The following is a 14,933-nucleotide window of genomic DNA, read 5'->3' as shown; positions in this document are numbered from 1 at the left end:
TTACTAAGGCGCCATAGCCAAGTGGTAAGGCAGAGCTCTGCAAAAGCTTTACCCCCAGTTCGAGTCTGGGTGGCGCCTCCACAAATGTATTAGCCGGAGTGGCGGAATCGGCAGACGCACAGGACTTAAAATCCTGCGGTAGGTGACTACCGTACCAGTTCAAGTCTGGTCTTCGGCACCAATGTTTTTTACAAGTTTATATGCCGGCATGGCGGAATGGCAGACGCGCTCGACTCAAAATCGAGTCCGAAAGGGTGGAGGTTCGAGTCCTCTTGCCGGTATACAAAGAGAGCTCTTGAAATCATTTGATTTCAAGAGCTTTTTTCATTTGTGAATAAGAAAGTTATATTATGTAGTTAGTTGATTGATACCGAGGAATGAATAATAGAAGGAGCAAGGTTCAAATGAACTGGAGCTCCATCTTTTTTAGCTATGAAATGACTTCATAACCAAGCGTAAGTCATTGTTACGATTACCCCTGTATGATTGGGCGATCTGTTCAAGAGAAGCTGAAAAAGCCCATTAGGCGGGAGCCTTTTTTTAGAAAATCGACCCAGAGTTCGAACAAGAGGCAGCAGCCCTCCATATGGTAAAAAAGAGATTGAAATGCCATTATGGAGGTGTGAGTGCTATCGAGTACCTAGATATGTTAGCAAAGCTTGGAGTGGGCAATGCGCACCCTGGCGGGTTCGGCGAGACCATGGAACAATTGAAGAAATACCCGATAGAGAAAGGGAAACGCGTTCTGGAGGTCGGATGCGGGACGGGGAGAACGGCGTGCTTCCTTGCGGAGCAGGGATGTGAAGTGACAGCTGTCGATATTCGCCCCGAAATGGTAGCTAAAGCGATAATTCGGGCCGAAAAGCAAGGAGTGAAGGTGGATTTTCGAGAGGGAGATGTGTGCCAATTACCTTTTGAAAATGAATCGTTTGACGTTGTGATGGTGGAGTCTGTCACGAATTTCGCAGAAGCGCAGAAGGCGGTCTCTGAGTATTACCGGGTGTTGAAACCAGGCGGGAAGCTTTATGACCGGGAAGTTATCCGCGTCAAAAATATGTCCACTGGCGTCCATAGGGCACTGTGCAGCTTTTATGGAGTTAGTAAAATTTATAGCATGGATGAATGGCGGGAGCTGCTGGAAGGAAGCAAGTTTGCTGTGGAGTTCTCCGGCATCCATCCGTTTCCATTAACGATGTTCGAAGATCAAGTCCAGCATCCAGACCCAGTGCATCTATCCGATAAGCAATCGTTCATGGACCCGCGCATATGGCAAATTACAGCCAGATATGATGAGCTGGTGAATAAGTATCATAGTTACATGGGATACACGCTCATGATAGGCTCGAAGGAATAGATAGAACCGTGGCAGGAATTAAGCACCCCAATGGCGAATTAGGCGAGAAAGATTATCATTGGGGGCTGTTTCTTTTGAACGCTGGCGCTATATCGGAACGCATTCCAAACCGGAAAGCCAAAGAGATTTATGAGTTGATTTGCCGCCATACGACGATATCCAAGACGGAGCTGCTTGAGCAAAGCGGGATGACGGTCTCTACGTTGACGCGGCTTTTGGAAGAACTGACGGGCCAAGGATTCATACTTGAATCCGGCTTCGGTGCGTCAACAGGCGGGCGTAGGCCAATTCTGTATGAGAAGAATTCGGCCTACGCGTATGTTTTCGGCTTGGATATCTCAAGGACGTTGTCCAAGCTGGTTTTGGTTGATTTGGGCATGAACAAATTAGATGCCCGGAGCTGGACGATGACGGCAGAGATGACGCCGGAAGTGCTAATCCGCCTCATTGTCAAGGAGGCGCACGATATGATGGAGCGGCATGGGATCACGAAGTCAATGCTGCTAGGAATCGGTGTCGGCGCCGTGGGGCCGGTGGACAGGCTGTCTGGAACGATATTGGAGCCGGCTTATTTTCAGGCCAATGGTTGGAGAAACGTTGAAATCTGCAGGCTGCTGACAGAGGAACTGGGTATTCCCTCCATGCTGGATAACGGAGCGAACACAGCCATTTTAGCGGAATCCTGGCATCAGCGCACGCAGAGTTTCAAACATCTGCTATATATTCATGCCGGGGTTGGCTTGCGATCTTCCATGGTATCGGAAGGGAAGCTCATCTATGGCGCGGTTGACATGGAAGGCTCTGTCGGGCAAATGATCATTCAAACGGATGGCGTGGCGCACCGTGACGCCTCAGGAAACTACGGCGCCTTGGAGTCATACGCATCCTTGTATGCGATTGAAAAGGCGGCACGCTCTGCCTTAAAACAGGGCCGATCCACGGTGCTGTCGCAGTTGGTGGAGGACCCGGAGCAATTGTCCTACACGCAGGTATTGGAGGCACTCAAAAAAAATGATCCCCTTGTCGTGGAGATCATTACGGAGGCTGCGACCTATTTTGGCATAGGACTAGCCAATTTATTAAATATTTTGCACCCGGAGAAGGTCATTCTCGGGGGCCCGCTCATCGCGGGCGGGGAGTTGTTCTTCCAAACCGCTACACAGGTAGCGATTCGGAAAACGTACTACTACCCCGCGTATCAGGTTGTTTTCAGCAAGGGGCAGCTTGGTGAAGAGGCCCTTGCCATGGGAGCAGCCGTGATGGTCATGGACCAGCTGGTTAGGCTGTGACGCCCTGGAGGAATTCAAGGAGCAGCGCATTGAAGGCTTCGGGTTGCTCCATCGGCGCCAGATGCGAAGCCCCAGGGATGGCATGAAAGGTGGCTCCAGGAATCGCGTCAGCCATCTTTTTCATGACATCCGGAGGCGCAATCGGATCTTTCTCACCGGCGATGACAAGCGTCGGTACGGAGATAGCTCCGAGGAGGTCGACGGAGTCGGCGCGGAACGCCATGGCCAGGCTCGCGTGGACCAGACCTTCGGCAGGCATGGAAGCCATAACCGCACTTAAGCTCTCTACGAGCCCTGGTTGATCTTTGGCGGTCTGCTCGGTAAGCAGCTTCGGCAGCATGGCATCTCTTGCCGCGCTGGCCCCTTTGTCATAGAGGGCAGACGCCATATTCATACGGTTCTTACGAGCCTCCATCCCGTCTGCTTCCGGACGGGTATTGGCGAGGAGAAGTCCGGTGAATCGCTTAGGAGCTTTGCGCAGAAGTGCAAAAGCCACATATCCACCCATGGAGAAGCCGCCAAGTGCGGCTTTTTGTATGTCCATTTTGTCCATCATTGTCAAAATATCATCCGCGTATTGCTCCATTGAAATGTTAGCTTCGGGTACATCCGAATGCCCCATACCGCGTAAATCAGGTGTAATCACACGATAATTCCCCGACAAAGCTTCTACCTGCGCTTGCCACATGCGATGATCCAATGGAAATCCGTGCAGTAAAATGACAGGTGCCCCTTGTCCTTTTTCCGCTATGTACAACTCTGCTCCATTAATATGATGTTTCATTCGTTGTCACCCTCCACGACTAGTTTTGCCACGCATAAAGACCTAAATTTCACCAAAATATTAGTTCAAAGGTCGTAAAAACAAGAGAAATAGCGAAAAAGTTATGTCTTCATACTTTCATTATGGTTAACTCATACTTCTTTAACATTTGATTGTTATTCTCTCAGTATACCCGTTGTTAACCAGTAAAAGCGAATACGAATCTTTCATTTATAAAGTGAGGTTAATGTTTATGACTAAAAAACCTTGGTCCACACAAGAATTGGACAAGTTAATTCGACTTTCATCAGAGTGCCCTCCCGTTGTAATTGCCAAAGAATTATCTCGTCCTGTCACATCTGTACGCAAAAAAATGCGCGAAATTGGCGTAAGCTACGTAACCGGCGAGCAGTGGAAAAAAAGTCAGATTCAATATCTGATCTCGGATGAAGGAGCTTCATACACGAACAAGAATAAATTGACACAGGTTCCGAAGGAAAATGATTTTGAATCTCCCGTGCTCGACGAATTCTGGACAACCCTAGTGAAAATGGCCAGAGTAGCGAAGAAGAGGGGGAAGCGCGTAGATGTCCTTTCGTTTATCGATACTTACCGGAAGATTCGTATCGGAGGTTAAGAAAATAGGAGATACATAAAAGGTGAAATCCGTTATAACGAGATTTTACCTTTTTCTTTTGCTCAATTCCTTCTAAACTGAAAGTACCAAAGACATCTAGGAGGTCAAATGCAAAGAATTCCCTTTTTTTCGGTGATTAGCAAGTATGACACAGCGATATGGGTTCGAGTCGTGGGCACGATCCTGACGTCGTTAGCCGGTTTTATGATGAGACCCTATCTAGTTTTTTATTTGTATGACAAGTTGGATGGTTCCGTGTTTTTATCCATGTTAATCGTAGGTCTACAGCCTTTATGCGGAATATTCGTAAACTTATATGCAGGCAGCTTGAGTGATAAGTATGGACGGAAACCAATGATGCTTGCAGCGCTCCTAATTCAAGCCTTCGCTATTGGTGGATATATATTTGCCAGCCACGTATGGGAGTTTGCGCTTATTTCCATTGTTAATGGAATTGGACATGCGATGTATGGGCCTGCTGCCAATGCTCAGATTTCGGATGTTGTGCCGGAGCAGAAGCGAGCTGAGGTTTTTGCTTTATTGCACACGGCTTTAAACATGGGTTCAGCCTTTGGTCCGCTTTTAGGCTTACTCTTATTTACCATGAATCCGTCGATTATCTTCCTGGCTTGTTCGGTAACACTTGTTGCTTATGCAGGCTTAGTCATATGGAAGGTCCCAGAGACGATGCCTGTTAAAAGTGAAGAGGTGCTGGCTGCCGCAAAAGCTAGCAAAGTCAAAATTAAATGGTCGGAGCATAAACCACTGTTGTGGATTACTTTTCTGGCCATGCCGGTATCCCTTTTATACGCGCAAGTTGAGTCTACATTTCCTTTACATCTACAGCAAAATTTCGAAAATTATAAATCAGTCTTTGCAACGATTATTACTTTCAATGGGTGCGTAGTTATCGCGCTGCAGCTGTGGATTGCAAAACGAACAGAGCACGTCCCTGCTTATATTGTCGTGGCTGTATCCTACATGTTGTTTGCAGTTGTATCCATCGGTTACGGATTTGTTCCTTATCTTGCGATTTTGCTTTTTGTTGAATTTTTATTTACCATTGGTGAAATGTTGAACGGTCCCCATATTCAAAAAGTGATTTCCGTAATTGCCCCAGTGGAGCATAGAGGCTTGTACTTCTCCGTGTTCGGAATGAATTGGCAGCTATCGCGTGCCATCGGCCCTGTTCTGGGAGGATTGCTATTCAGCCATTATGGCGGAAAAGTGATGTTTGCCGTCGTAGGCGTCATTCTTATTGCTGCCGGTATTGCTCAAACGAGATATATCCGAAGCTTAAATCGTAAGCAGGAAGAGCCCGCTGTTGAAGGTGTGCTGCAAGTATAAACTAAAGGGAATTAGTTGAGTTTCTGATTTCGTTCATATTAACGGTAAGGAAACCTGGCATCTAAAGGATGCTGGGTTTTTTATTGTTTTGTAAGACATCTGTAAGTTTCCTTGCAAAAGGATGAGGTATAATTATACTAGCTTGAGGAGGTATGTCTGTATGGGAACATTAGTTCTGGTTGTGGATGATGAACCAAATATTATAGATGTTTGTACTGTTTATTTGGAGAGGGAAGGCTATCAGGTCATTTCAGCGATGAACGGGGAGGAAGCAATCAGGCAATGGCGGCAGCACAATCCGCAATTGATCGTGCTGGATCTGATGATGCCCGGTAAAAACGGCTGGCAGGTTTGCGAAGAAATTCGCAATGAGCGGGACGTTCCCATCATCATGCTGACGGCGTTGGGGGACGAAATGGACCGGTTGATGGGACTCACGATGGGGGCTGACGACTACTTGACGAAGCCCTTTTCCCCACGAGAGCTTGTGCTGCGAGTGAAAGGGATTTTGCGTAGGCTGAAGCGCACTCAGACGGAGACTGTTGTGAATGCAGAGGCAGCACTGCCTGCTCATATATTGAGATACCCTGGACTCGAAATCAATGTGCTGCATCGCAGTGTTCGCGTCCTCGACAAAGATGTCGAGTTGACTGTGAAGGAATTTGAGCTGCTGCATTTGTTCGCAGCCCATCCGGATCAAGTTTTTTCACGAAACCAGTTGCTGAGTAAAGTGTGGGATATTGATTATTACGGGGATACAACGACCGTAACTGTTCATATCCGCCGTTTAAGAGAGAAACTGGAGCCGAATCCTTCTGAGCCGCGCTATATCAAAACGGTGTGGGGCATCGGTTATAAATTCGAAGGGAGGGAGCGATCCTGAAACTTCGATTATATTTGCTCATTGCAAGCGGAGTGAGTACAGGGATTATCTTGCTTACGCTGCTTATTTGCTACCATTTTATGCTGCTTCTCTGGAAGGATGTTGTGATTCTGTCGACTGTTACCCTAGGTGCAGCTGTCGTATCGATGGGCATCCATTACATCATGACACGCCCTCTGGAAAAAGCTATTCATGCCATTACTCAGGAGACGACTCGCATCTCAGAAGGCCATTTTGAGGGCGTAGTGCCTCACATTGGGCCGGCTGAATTTCAAAGATTAGCGGAACAGTTCAACCGCATGAGTGGGAAACTGAAAGAAAGCTTCGGCAAATTACGAACATCCGAGATTTCCCGCAAGGAGCTTGTGGCGAATGTGTCGCATGATCTGCGAACGCCAATGGCTTCAATTAAGGCTTTCGTAGAAGCACTGGAAGACGATGTCATTCAGGATAAAGCGACCTTCGAGCGTTATCTCCGAACCATTCGTTTGGAAACAGGACGATTAGACGGGTTGATCCAGGAGCTATTCAAGCTGTCGCAGCTTGATGCAGGAGGAACCGACTTCGTGCCGGAGCCGTATCATGTTGATCAGCTCCTAGTGGATGGTCTGCAAAGCTTGGCTTTTCAGCTGGAAGATAAGCAGCTGCAAGTCGTTGTAGACCTGCCCGATTACTTGCCTCCTGTGACTATTATGCCTCAGGAGATGAAGCGGGTTCTGGCGAACATTTTGGGGAATGCCATTCGTCACTCCCCTGTTGGCGGCAGCATTACAATTAAAGTTGAACAGCTGCCGACCTCTTATCTAAAGCTGCTGATTCAAGATCAAGGCGAGGGAATCGAGGAAAGGGATGCGGACAAAATTTTCGATCGGTTTTATCGGTCGGACCCATCACGAACGCGTGCTAGCGGGGGCGCCGGACTTGGCTTGGCGATTGCTAAGTCCATCGTCCAGCTGCATGGCGGAACAATCGGTGTGGATAGCCGAGCGGGGAAGGATAAGGCGAGTGGTAGCACGTTTTGGTTTACTATTCCTATTGATTCGTAGGAGTTCTATTTATTTTGTTAGTCTCTTGTAAGTTATTTGTAATTTCTTCGTTAGGATTTCTTAAGTTTTGTACATTATCTTAGGAAATGAGAGAACTTTGAAACTCTAGGAGGAATTATCAATGAGAAATTGGAAGAAAAAAGGAATGGCAGTAACAATGATGGTCGGAATGTTAGCATTGCCAAACTTAATTAACGCGGAAGAAATGATGGTGCCAAAGGACAATTATAGCAGCATTGAAACTGTCACCATAGACGGCAACGAGCTCGCACCCCTTCGAAAAGTTGCTGAGTCTCTTGGTTTCCAAGTAACATGGAATGATATGACTAGAACAGTAACTCTGATGAAATCTATGCAAGACAAGAAGACGATTGAAGATAAGAAAATGATGGATGATAAAAATATGCAGGATAAAACGATGATGGATAAAAGCATGGATATGGATGGGAAAATTATGCTCCATATCGATAGCAAAGCGATTACTGTGGGTAGTATGGAAGAAATGCTAATGGTCGCTCCAACGATCGTGAACGACATGACCTATGTCCCTAAAGCGTTCATCGATACATATTTACTCAATAAAATGATGATGAAGTAATAGCGTGAAATAAGTAAAGCAAAAGTACGTGGTGGATTTGCGGTCTCGAAGAGACCGCTTTTTTGTATTGGCTGGGAGCAAGGGGGAAGTTGGACGAAACTTAATAATTTTAGCGAGTTTGTAAGCTTTTCTTAAGATTTGTACGTTATGATTAGAGGTATAAACTATTGGTTGATAGGATGTGGGCGTATGGAGTCGAAAAGAGGTTGGTTAAAGCAATCCTTTGGCAAGCGTCTTAATGCTATACATAGCTGGAATGCCTGGATTCTCCTGCTGCTGACCATAACGGGCATTGTACTTAGCATAGGGGCGATTCGCGGAGATTTGGGGATTGTCCGAGTGTCGTTGAAGCAGCTTCACATTTATTTGGGTGTCGCTTCTATTTTGCTGATGATCTTATACGCGCCAATGATTCGCAAACATTGGCGGCAGATTCGCACGCGCCGCAATCAACGCGCGAATCTGGTCTTCGTGCTGGCGCTGCTGGTCGGGTGGGCAGCGTCCGGGGTTGTCCTGTGGCAGTTCCGTCATCTGCCACCTGCTTTAAACAATGCGGCACTCCTCATCCATGACCTGCTGACCTGGGTCGGAGTGCCGTATGCCGTGTACCACGCCATCTCACGCAGCAGATGGCTGAAGCGCCAGCAGCGGCAGGATCAAGCCGCCGCTGCCGTTAAGCCGCCGGCTGCACAGCCGGCGGCAGCACCCCCCGTGGCGGCGTCTGACGCCACGGCGGAGCGCACAGCAGCGCAGGCGGTTATCGCCGCGCTGAAGGCGTCGCCGATCACACGCGCCTCGTTCCTGCGGCTTGCCGCAGGACTGGTGCTTGTGATCGCGGTCGGCCCCGCCTTTTATCGCTGGATAAAAGGCGCTTTCGACACCGGCGGTTCGTCGACCGCCGAGTATGTCGCAGGCGACGGCAACAGCATGCTGCCGCCGCCTGCGCCGCTGCCGGACTCCGCCGCTGTGGTCGGCGGAGGAGCGAAAGGGAATTTCCGTATTTATACGGTGACGGAAATTCCGGCTTTTTCCTCGGAGACTTGGCAATTCGCAATTTCCGGTCTAGTCGATAAACCTGCTGTTTGGAACTGGGAAGAGTTTCTGAAGCTGAAACGAACGGTACAGGTTAGCAACTTCCATTGTGTGACCGGCTGGTCCATTTATAATTGTACGTGGGAAGGCATACCGCTTAAACAGCTTTTAGCAGCAGCGGGTGTGCAGTCCAAGGCGAAATTTGTGAAATTTTATTCCGGCGATAAGGTGTATACCGATGCTCTTTCGCTGGAACAAGCTGACGGTGACGACATTATGGTAGCTGTGATGCTGGATGGCAAGCCGATTCCACAAAAATTAGGAGGTCCCGTCCGGCTGATCGTTCCGCAGATGTATGCGTATAAATCCGTCAAATGGCTCCAAGCGATTGAGCTTATTGAGAAGGAACATATGGGGTATTGGGAAGTTAGAGGCTACGATAATGATGCTTGGGTGGATCGATCTAACAATGCGTAATGGGAATGAAATGGCAAGAAACTGAAACTGACTTTCCGGGTGGTTTTTGATATAGTTATGTCAAAGAACTCGCTTGGAAATGAGGAATAACGTTGAAAATCGTATCGGTGAATGTGGGCAAACCACAAATTGTTGAAAATCAAGGCAAAGAGCTGGTCACGGGCATATACAAGTCCCCGGTCAGCTCATCTTTGTATGTGTCCAAAACCCAATTGGACGGGGACGGGCAAGCCGATTTGACGGTGCACGGCGGCGTTGATAAAGCACTGTGTGTTTACCCCGAGGAGCATTATGCTTACTGGGAGGAAGTGCTTGGCCGCAAGCTGGAAGCGGGTGCTTTTGGTGAAAATCTAACGGTGCGCGGTTTTCTGGAGACGGACGTTTGCATTGGCGACATTTATGCTATTGACGAAGTAATTGTTCAGGTCTCGCAGCCGCGCCAGCCTTGTTTTAAAGTAGGCAAACGTCTGGAGTGGGCTAAAACTCCTCTGCAAATGCAAGAAACAGGATTTACCGGTTTCTATTTCAGAGTTTTGCAAGAAGGGTTTCTCTCGATAAATTCACAAGTGAAGCTTGTCGCCAAAGATGCTGACGGCGTAACGCTGGCCTACGCGAATCAAATCAAATATCACGATAAAATGAGCAAGGATGGAGCTCAACGTCTCGTTCAAACGGAAGCTCTATCTGAAAGCTGGAAGAAATCCTTCACGAAACGGTTGGCGGAACTCGAATTATGATGACAGGTGTTATTTTGGCCGGAGGGCTCAATCGCCGCATGGGGGGAAGAAGCAAGGCGCTGCTTCCTGTTCAAGATCAGCCCTTGCTTCTTCGTCAGCTTACGGAAATGTCCCGTATCTGCAACCAGATGATTGTCGTATCGAATGAACCCGAGGCGTTCCAGTTACTTCTAGCAACTAATTCTATTCCTATGAATGTACAATGGGTGTCAGATATATATATTCAAAAAGGCCCTCTAAGCGGTATTCATGCAGCTGCGCAAGCCGTAACTGAAGAATTCATGTGGATTGTCGGTTGTGATATGCCGTTCATTTCATCCGAAGCCGCAGAAGCTATGAGACAATTGTGCCAAGAAGCCAATGTTGATGCGGTTATTCCGGTCATAGATGGCAAGGTTCATCCGCTCCATGGGATATACTCCAGATTAGTTGGATCTGAGGCTGAGGTGCTATTGAAGCAGGAGCAATATCGATTGATGGGATTGTTGGATCATATCGACTGGTTGCCTGCGGAGAATGCTTTTTTTGAAAAGTTAAATCTGCCGTCAAAGTTTGTAACGAATGTGAATACGCCGGATGAATACAAGTTTATGTTAGAGAATCTATCATGAGTGTAGGTTTTAGTTAAAAAATGTGTCATAATGGACTGGAGAGAAGGTGAACTTCATGCCGAAGCTGCTGATGGATCGTTTTGGACGCATGCACGATTACTTGCGAATATCCGTTACGGATCGCTGTAATCTTCGTTGTGTTTATTGTATGCCCGAAGAAGGAATGGAATTTGAACCGGATGACAAGCTGTTAACGTTCGAGGAAATCACCGAGGTTGTTCGCGTGCTGGCTGGACTGGGAGTCCGAAAGCTGAGATTAACCGGCGGAGAACCGCTTGTGCGTAAAAACCTGGAACAATTGATTGGCATGCTCTCCCAAATACCCGGGATCGAAGATATTGCGTTGACAACGAATGGGATTTATTTTGCTTCAAGAGCTGAAAAGCTTCGCGCAGCAGGATTAACCCGTGTGAATATAAGCCTGGATTCCTTGAAAGCAGACCGGTTCTCACTCATCACCCGAGGTGGCGATATTAACCGTGTTCTGGCCAGCATTGAAGAAGCTTATCGTGTGGGCATTACCCCGATCAAGTTGAATGTTGTCCTTATGAAGGGCATGAATGATGACGAAATTGAAGACTTTTTACAAATGACGATGGATCGTCCGATTCAAGTTCGGTTCATAGAATATATGCCGATCGGGCATCAGGATGAGGCTTGGAAAAGCCGCTATTTGCCCTTGTCGACCGTATTGGATCGCTGCAAGGAAAAGGGTTGGAATGCGATAGCATCGGACGCCGTGTATGGGAACGGGCCTGCTCAAAACTTCCGGATCGAAGGCGCACAAGGTTCATTCGGGCTCATTCATCCGATCAGCGATCACTTCTGCGAAACCTGCAATCGCCTGCGAATTACGGCAGATGGTAATGTGAAGCCATGTTTGTATTGGTCAGATGAATTCAATGTTCGGACTTATATTGGGAATGATTCGGCCATGGAAGACCTTTTCTTCCGTGCTTTGGATATCAAGCCGCAAAATCATGAGATGGCGCAGGCACTGCTGAATGAAAGCCAGTCTCATACACCAACACTTCGCCGGATGTCGCAAATTGGCGGTTAGCCCATAGGAGGAACGGACGTTAGTGAATAGCGATGTGAAGCTTAAATTCGGGCGTAAAGTCATTTCGGTGGAAGAAGCTCGAAGCGTGCTTTCCGGATATGTCGAACTTACTGAAACGGAAGTTGTTCCGTTGTCCGCTGCGTTCAACAGGCGATTAGCCGGGGATATTTATGCCGATCATCCCGTGCCTCATTTTCGCCGATCCGGCGTGGATGGATACGCGGTTTGCTCTGCGGATATTGAAAAGGCATCGCCAGAAAATCCTGCTATCTTGCGTGTCATTGAGCATATTCCAAGCGGAACGGTTCCTGAGCTTGCCGTGTATTCAGGTGCTGCATCCCGGATCATGACGGGAGCGCCTGTTCCAGATGGAGCGGATTGCGTGGTGATGCTGGAAATGACGGATGCGCTTCCCTTGCTGGATGCGGGGGTAAGCTCGACTCAGGTCTGCATTAAGAAAAATGTACCCACGGGCAGCAACATAACTCCTATTGCCGGGGAAATAGCCGCGCAGGAGTTATTGCTTCCGCAAGGATCACAAATCGGGCCTGGTGAAGCGGCGATATTAGCGACTTTTGGTTATTCCTACGTGACGGTTTTCCGCAAACCGAGGGTAGCGATTTTTTCAACAGGCTCTGAGTTATTGAATGTTGAGGAAGCGCTGCAGCCTGGACGAATTCGTAACAGCAACAGCTACATGCTTGCTGCGCAAGTTGAAGCAGCGGGCGGAGAAGCGATGATCATGCAGGCGCTGTCGGACAATGTAGAAGAGGTGGAAATCGCGCTGCTGGAGTCATTAGCCAAGGTTGACCTTGTCATCACTTCCGGCGGTGTCTCAGTTGGTGACTATGATGTTCTGGTGGATTTGTTTGGAAGGTTTGGGGGCAAGCTCCTGTTTAATAAAGTGGCGATGCGGCCAGGCACGCCGACGAGCGCAGCCTTTTGGGAGAATAGGCTGCTGCTCTCGCTCTCCGGTAATCCGGGCGCATCGTTTGTAGGCTTTGAGCTATTTGCCAAGCCGCTGATTAAAGCGATGTCAGGCTCCTCATCGCCTTGCCCGGAAGCCATGACCGCTTATTTGGATGTGGATTACAACAAAGGCTCGGCATTCCCGCGTTATGTCCGGGGGACAACGCATGTCGAGAATGGCTGTTTGTGGGTTAAGCCCTCTGGCATTGATAAGTCCAGCATCATGGTTTCCATTAAAGATGCGGATTGTTTGATTCAACTGCCTGCCGGAGGCTCAGGTTTTGCGAGGGCCGAACGTGTTCTTATCTATCCGATCAAATAAAAAAAGACCTGCTGATCACTCATCTTCTTTCAAAGAAGTTGGTGCATGCAGGTCTTTTTACAAGGAATAGTCAGGTTGGAATGAAGGGAAAATTAGATTGCGAAAGTAGCCAAGATGATAACAAGCAGAACATAAAGGACAAGAACGACACCTACAGATCCGTATCCAGATCCGTATCCAGTACCACAACCAGCTGCATATGACATAGTATCCCCTCCGGTTCTTAAGTATTTAAGTGGGTTGAATCACTATACATCAACATCATATGACGTAGAGACATTCGTTGATTGGACGTATGCCCTGATTTCTAAATGGCGAGCGCCTAATTAGGCATAGGTATTGTTAATGATTTTCCAGTATACTTGTACATGAGGTGATACATAATGAGTGAAATTCGAACATTGGAACAACAGGAATTGCCGGAGAGTCTTGCATTATCCCAGTTTGCTTTTCAATATGAGCTGAGCGCAGAAGAGCAGGAAGACCGCAGCAATTGGACAGATCCAAAGCAAATTTGGGGCTATTTTGTTCAGGGTAAACTAACTGCTAAGCTTCAAATTAACCAATTTCATACGTGGCTGAATGGTCAGCGTTTTGCCATGGGCGGTATTGCGGGAGTAGCAACATGGCCGGAGTACAGGCGCAACGGGATGGTCGCGAAGCTGCTGCTTCAAGCGCTCAAGGTGATGAAAGAGCAAGGGCAGACCGTCTCCTTTCTATCTCCGTTTAAGTTCGAATTTTATCGGAAGTATGGCTGGGAGACGTATATTGACTACCTGAAATATGAAATTCCTGCGGATAAACTTCCGAAATTTCATGCCCCGGAAGGCAGTTCAATTGTTCGTGTGACGAGGGAATGGGAGCTTTTGAATCCTATTTATGAGCAGTATGCCCTGCAATTCAATGGAATGATGGAGCGGGACGCAAGTTGGTGGAACAACCGATATTTTAAAAACAAAAAAGGTACGGTAGCCCTCTATGTTAATGCCAAGGGTGAACGGACGGGGTACGTCTTTTACCAAGTAAAAGAGTATACGGCGACGATTCATGAGATGGTGTTTCTGGATGAAGAAACGAGACGCGGGTTATGGAAGTTCATAGCCGATCATGATTCCATGATCTCGAAGGTGGAGGTTAAAGCGCCAGCGGATGATCAGCTTCCTTTCCTGGTGCATGATCCTAAGTTCAAGCAGGAGAAAATCACGTATTTTTCGGCGCGTATTATCGATGTGGAAGCTTTCCTGAGGCAGTATCGGTTTGAATCGCGCAAGGAGGTTGAGCCGATCTATTTGCGGATTTCTGATCCCCATGCTGATTGGAATGACGGCATTTTCCAATTGCAATTCACAGGCAGTGGCGGGGAAAAAGCGGAGGTCATCAAGTTAGCTGAGGGTGAGCAACCAGCAGATGAGCGTATACTGAGTTGTAGCATTCAAACGTTAACTGCCTTATTTATGAGTTATCAAAAGGCTGGCTTTATGGCCAAAATCGAGCGGCTACAAGGTTCGCAGGAGCTTGTGACTCAGTTGGAGGCGGCTATTCCGCAGCGCACGACGTATTTGGCGGATTTCTTTTAGGATTCGGTCCCGGTATTCCGGGGCCGTTTTTTGTTAGTGCGCTTTCTCTCCGAATTTTCGGCCGAGAATGAGGGAATAGAGGACTGTAGTTCCGTTGAATGCTTCCGTGCTGCACTCGCACGTCCCCCGAACGAAAGGGAACTGTGGGGCGCTATTTCAGGGAAAACCTCCTTTTCGGCTGGCTTAGCGGAATTACGGGGTCCTATTGCCATGAGTTACCTCGCTTTTCAG

15 protein-coding genes and 3 tRNA genes are annotated in these 14,933 nt (G+C 47.9%); 16 read left to right on the top strand and 2 right to left on the bottom strand.

Features of this window, described 5'->3' with window-relative positions:
• Nucleotides 1–7 precede the first annotated feature (7 nt).
• The 5 genes from PCH02S_RS11935 (at nt 8) to PCH02S_RS11915 (ending at nt 2,643) form a co-directional block, all read left to right on the top strand.
• Nucleotides 8–81, top strand: a tRNA-Cys gene (locus PCH02S_RS11935).
• Between the two features lie 11 nt (nt 82–92).
• A tRNA-Leu gene (locus tag PCH02S_RS11930) sits at nt 93–181 on the top strand.
• 21 nt (nt 182–202) lie between these two features.
• A tRNA-Leu gene (locus tag PCH02S_RS11925) sits at nt 203–281 on the top strand.
• A 365-nt stretch (nt 282–646) separates the two neighbouring features.
• On the top strand, nt 647–1,354 hold the full coding sequence (locus tag PCH02S_RS11920; RefSeq protein WP_246069042.1) for a class I SAM-dependent methyltransferase: 708 nt from the start codon (nt 647–649) through the stop codon (nt 1,352–1,354).
• A gap of 74 nt (nt 1,355–1,428) precedes the next feature.
• Nucleotides 1,429–2,643 carry an ROK family protein gene (locus PCH02S_RS11915; RefSeq protein ID WP_127453235.1) on the top strand — a complete coding sequence of 405 codons (1,215 nt, stop codon included), beginning with the start codon at nt 1,429–1,431 and terminating at the stop codon, nt 2,641–2,643.
• Here the strand turns inward: PCH02S_RS11915 and PCH02S_RS11910 are convergent.
• Nucleotides 2,633–3,427, bottom strand: a complete 795-nt coding sequence (locus tag PCH02S_RS11910; protein WP_127453192.1) for an alpha/beta fold hydrolase — start codon at nt 3,425–3,427, stop codon at nt 2,633–2,635. The genes PCH02S_RS11915 and PCH02S_RS11910 overlap by 11 nt on opposite strands.
• Before the next feature lie 232 nt (nt 3,428–3,659).
• Between PCH02S_RS11910 and PCH02S_RS11905 the strand changes: the two genes are divergently transcribed.
• From PCH02S_RS11905 to PCH02S_RS11860, 10 genes are all read left to right on the top strand, one after another.
• Nucleotides 3,660–4,043: a hypothetical protein gene (locus tag PCH02S_RS11905; protein ID WP_127453191.1), complete on the top strand. Its 384-nt coding sequence runs from the start codon at nt 3,660–3,662 to the stop codon at nt 4,041–4,043.
• Nucleotides 4,044–4,151: 108 nt separating this feature from the next.
• Complete coding sequence (locus PCH02S_RS11900) at nt 4,152–5,390, top strand: MDR family MFS transporter (RefSeq protein WP_127453189.1); 1,239 nt, start codon at nt 4,152–4,154, stop codon at nt 5,388–5,390.
• A gap of 160 nt (nt 5,391–5,550) precedes the next feature.
• Nucleotides 5,551–6,273, top strand: a complete 723-nt coding sequence (locus PCH02S_RS11895) for a response regulator transcription factor (protein WP_127453187.1) — start codon at nt 5,551–5,553, stop codon at nt 6,271–6,273.
• Nucleotides 6,274–6,305: 32 nt separating this feature from the next.
• Nucleotides 6,306–7,319: a HAMP domain-containing sensor histidine kinase gene (locus tag PCH02S_RS11890; RefSeq protein WP_127453186.1), complete on the top strand. Its 1,014-nt coding sequence runs from the start codon at nt 6,306–6,308 to the stop codon at nt 7,317–7,319.
• 121 nt (nt 7,320–7,440) lie between these two features.
• A complete protein-coding gene (locus PCH02S_RS11885) occupies nt 7,441–7,917 on the top strand; it encodes a copper amine oxidase N-terminal domain-containing protein (RefSeq protein ID WP_127453184.1) in 477 nt (158 codons plus the stop codon).
• A 189-nt stretch (nt 7,918–8,106) separates the two neighbouring features.
• Nucleotides 8,107–9,426, top strand: coding sequence for a molybdopterin-dependent oxidoreductase (locus PCH02S_RS11880; protein ID WP_127453182.1), 1,320 nt, complete (start codon nt 8,107–8,109; stop codon nt 9,424–9,426).
• Between the two features lie 86 nt (nt 9,427–9,512).
• A complete protein-coding gene (locus tag PCH02S_RS11875; RefSeq protein ID WP_127453181.1) occupies nt 9,513–10,163 on the top strand; it encodes an MOSC domain-containing protein in 651 nt (216 codons plus the stop codon).
• Nucleotides 10,160–10,774 (top strand): molybdenum cofactor guanylyltransferase, encoded by a 615-nt coding sequence (mobA, locus tag PCH02S_RS11870; RefSeq protein WP_127453179.1) that lies wholly within the window; start codon nt 10,160–10,162, stop codon nt 10,772–10,774. The genes PCH02S_RS11875 and mobA overlap by 4 nt, the downstream gene beginning before the upstream one ends.
• A gap of 55 nt (nt 10,775–10,829) precedes the next feature.
• Nucleotides 10,830–11,834, top strand: coding sequence for a GTP 3',8-cyclase MoaA (gene moaA, locus PCH02S_RS11865; RefSeq protein WP_127453177.1), 1,005 nt, complete (start codon nt 10,830–10,832; stop codon nt 11,832–11,834).
• Nucleotides 11,835–11,856: 22 nt separating this feature from the next.
• The gene (locus PCH02S_RS11860; RefSeq protein ID WP_246069041.1) at nt 11,857–13,125 is read left to right on the top strand and encodes a molybdopterin molybdotransferase MoeA; all 1,269 of its coding nucleotides are present in this window, start codon (nt 11,857–11,859) and stop codon (nt 13,123–13,125) included.
• Nucleotides 13,126–13,217: 92 nt separating this feature from the next.
• Here the strand turns inward: PCH02S_RS11860 and PCH02S_RS11855 are convergent, their stop codons facing one another.
• Entirely contained in the window at nt 13,218–13,331 is a 114-nt protein-coding gene (locus PCH02S_RS11855; protein WP_127453175.1) for a sporulation protein YjcZ, read from the bottom strand.
• A gap of 177 nt (nt 13,332–13,508) precedes the next feature.
• On the opposite strand from PCH02S_RS11855, the gene PCH02S_RS11850 reads away from it, so the two are divergent.
• Complete coding sequence (locus PCH02S_RS11850) at nt 13,509–14,702, top strand: GNAT family N-acetyltransferase (RefSeq protein ID WP_127453174.1); 1,194 nt, start codon at nt 13,509–13,511, stop codon at nt 14,700–14,702.
• Nucleotides 14,703–14,933: the final 231 nt, after the last annotated feature.

Origin of the sequence: Paenibacillus chondroitinus NBRC 15376, from assembly GCF_004000765.1 — a bacterium.
Lineage (GTDB): Bacteria > Bacillota > Bacilli > Paenibacillales > NBRC-103111 > Paenibacillus_E > Paenibacillus_E chondroitinus.
Note: the sequence above shows the minus strand (reverse complement) of the source record. Positions and strands in the feature narration are given on the sequence as shown.

Bases quoted from the DNA above. Each gene is read 5' to 3' on its own strand.
- PCH02S_RS11885 (WP_127453184.1), top strand. From the start codon at position 7,441: ATGAGAAATTGGAAGAAAAAAGGAATGGCAGTAACAATGATGGTCGGA.
- mobA (WP_127453179.1), top strand. From the start codon at position 10,160: ATGATGACAGGTGTTATTTTGGCCGGAGGGCTCAATCGCCGCATGGGG.
- PCH02S_RS11905 (WP_127453191.1), top strand. From the start codon at position 3,660: ATGACTAAAAAACCTTGGTCCACACAAGAATTGGACAAGTTAATTCGA.
- PCH02S_RS11880 (WP_127453182.1), top strand. From the start codon at position 8,107: ATGGAGTCGAAAAGAGGTTGGTTAAAGCAATCCTTTGGCAAGCGTCTT.
- PCH02S_RS11920 (WP_246069042.1), top strand. From the start codon at position 647: ATGTTAGCAAAGCTTGGAGTGGGCAATGCGCACCCTGGCGGGTTCGGC.
- moaA (WP_127453177.1), top strand. From the start codon at position 10,830: ATGCCGAAGCTGCTGATGGATCGTTTTGGACGCATGCACGATTACTTG.
- PCH02S_RS11900 (WP_127453189.1), top strand. From the start codon at position 4,152: ATGCAAAGAATTCCCTTTTTTTCGGTGATTAGCAAGTATGACACAGCG.
- PCH02S_RS11850 (WP_127453174.1), top strand. From the start codon at position 13,509: ATGAGTGAAATTCGAACATTGGAACAACAGGAATTGCCGGAGAGTCTT.
- PCH02S_RS11855 (WP_127453175.1), bottom strand. From the start codon at position 13,331: ATGTCATATGCAGCTGGTTGTGGTACTGGATACGGATCTGGATACGGA.
- PCH02S_RS11895 (WP_127453187.1), top strand. From the start codon at position 5,551: ATGGGAACATTAGTTCTGGTTGTGGATGATGAACCAAATATTATAGAT.
- PCH02S_RS11910 (WP_127453192.1), bottom strand. From the start codon at position 3,427: ATGAAACATCATATTAATGGAGCAGAGTTGTACATAGCGGAAAAAGGA.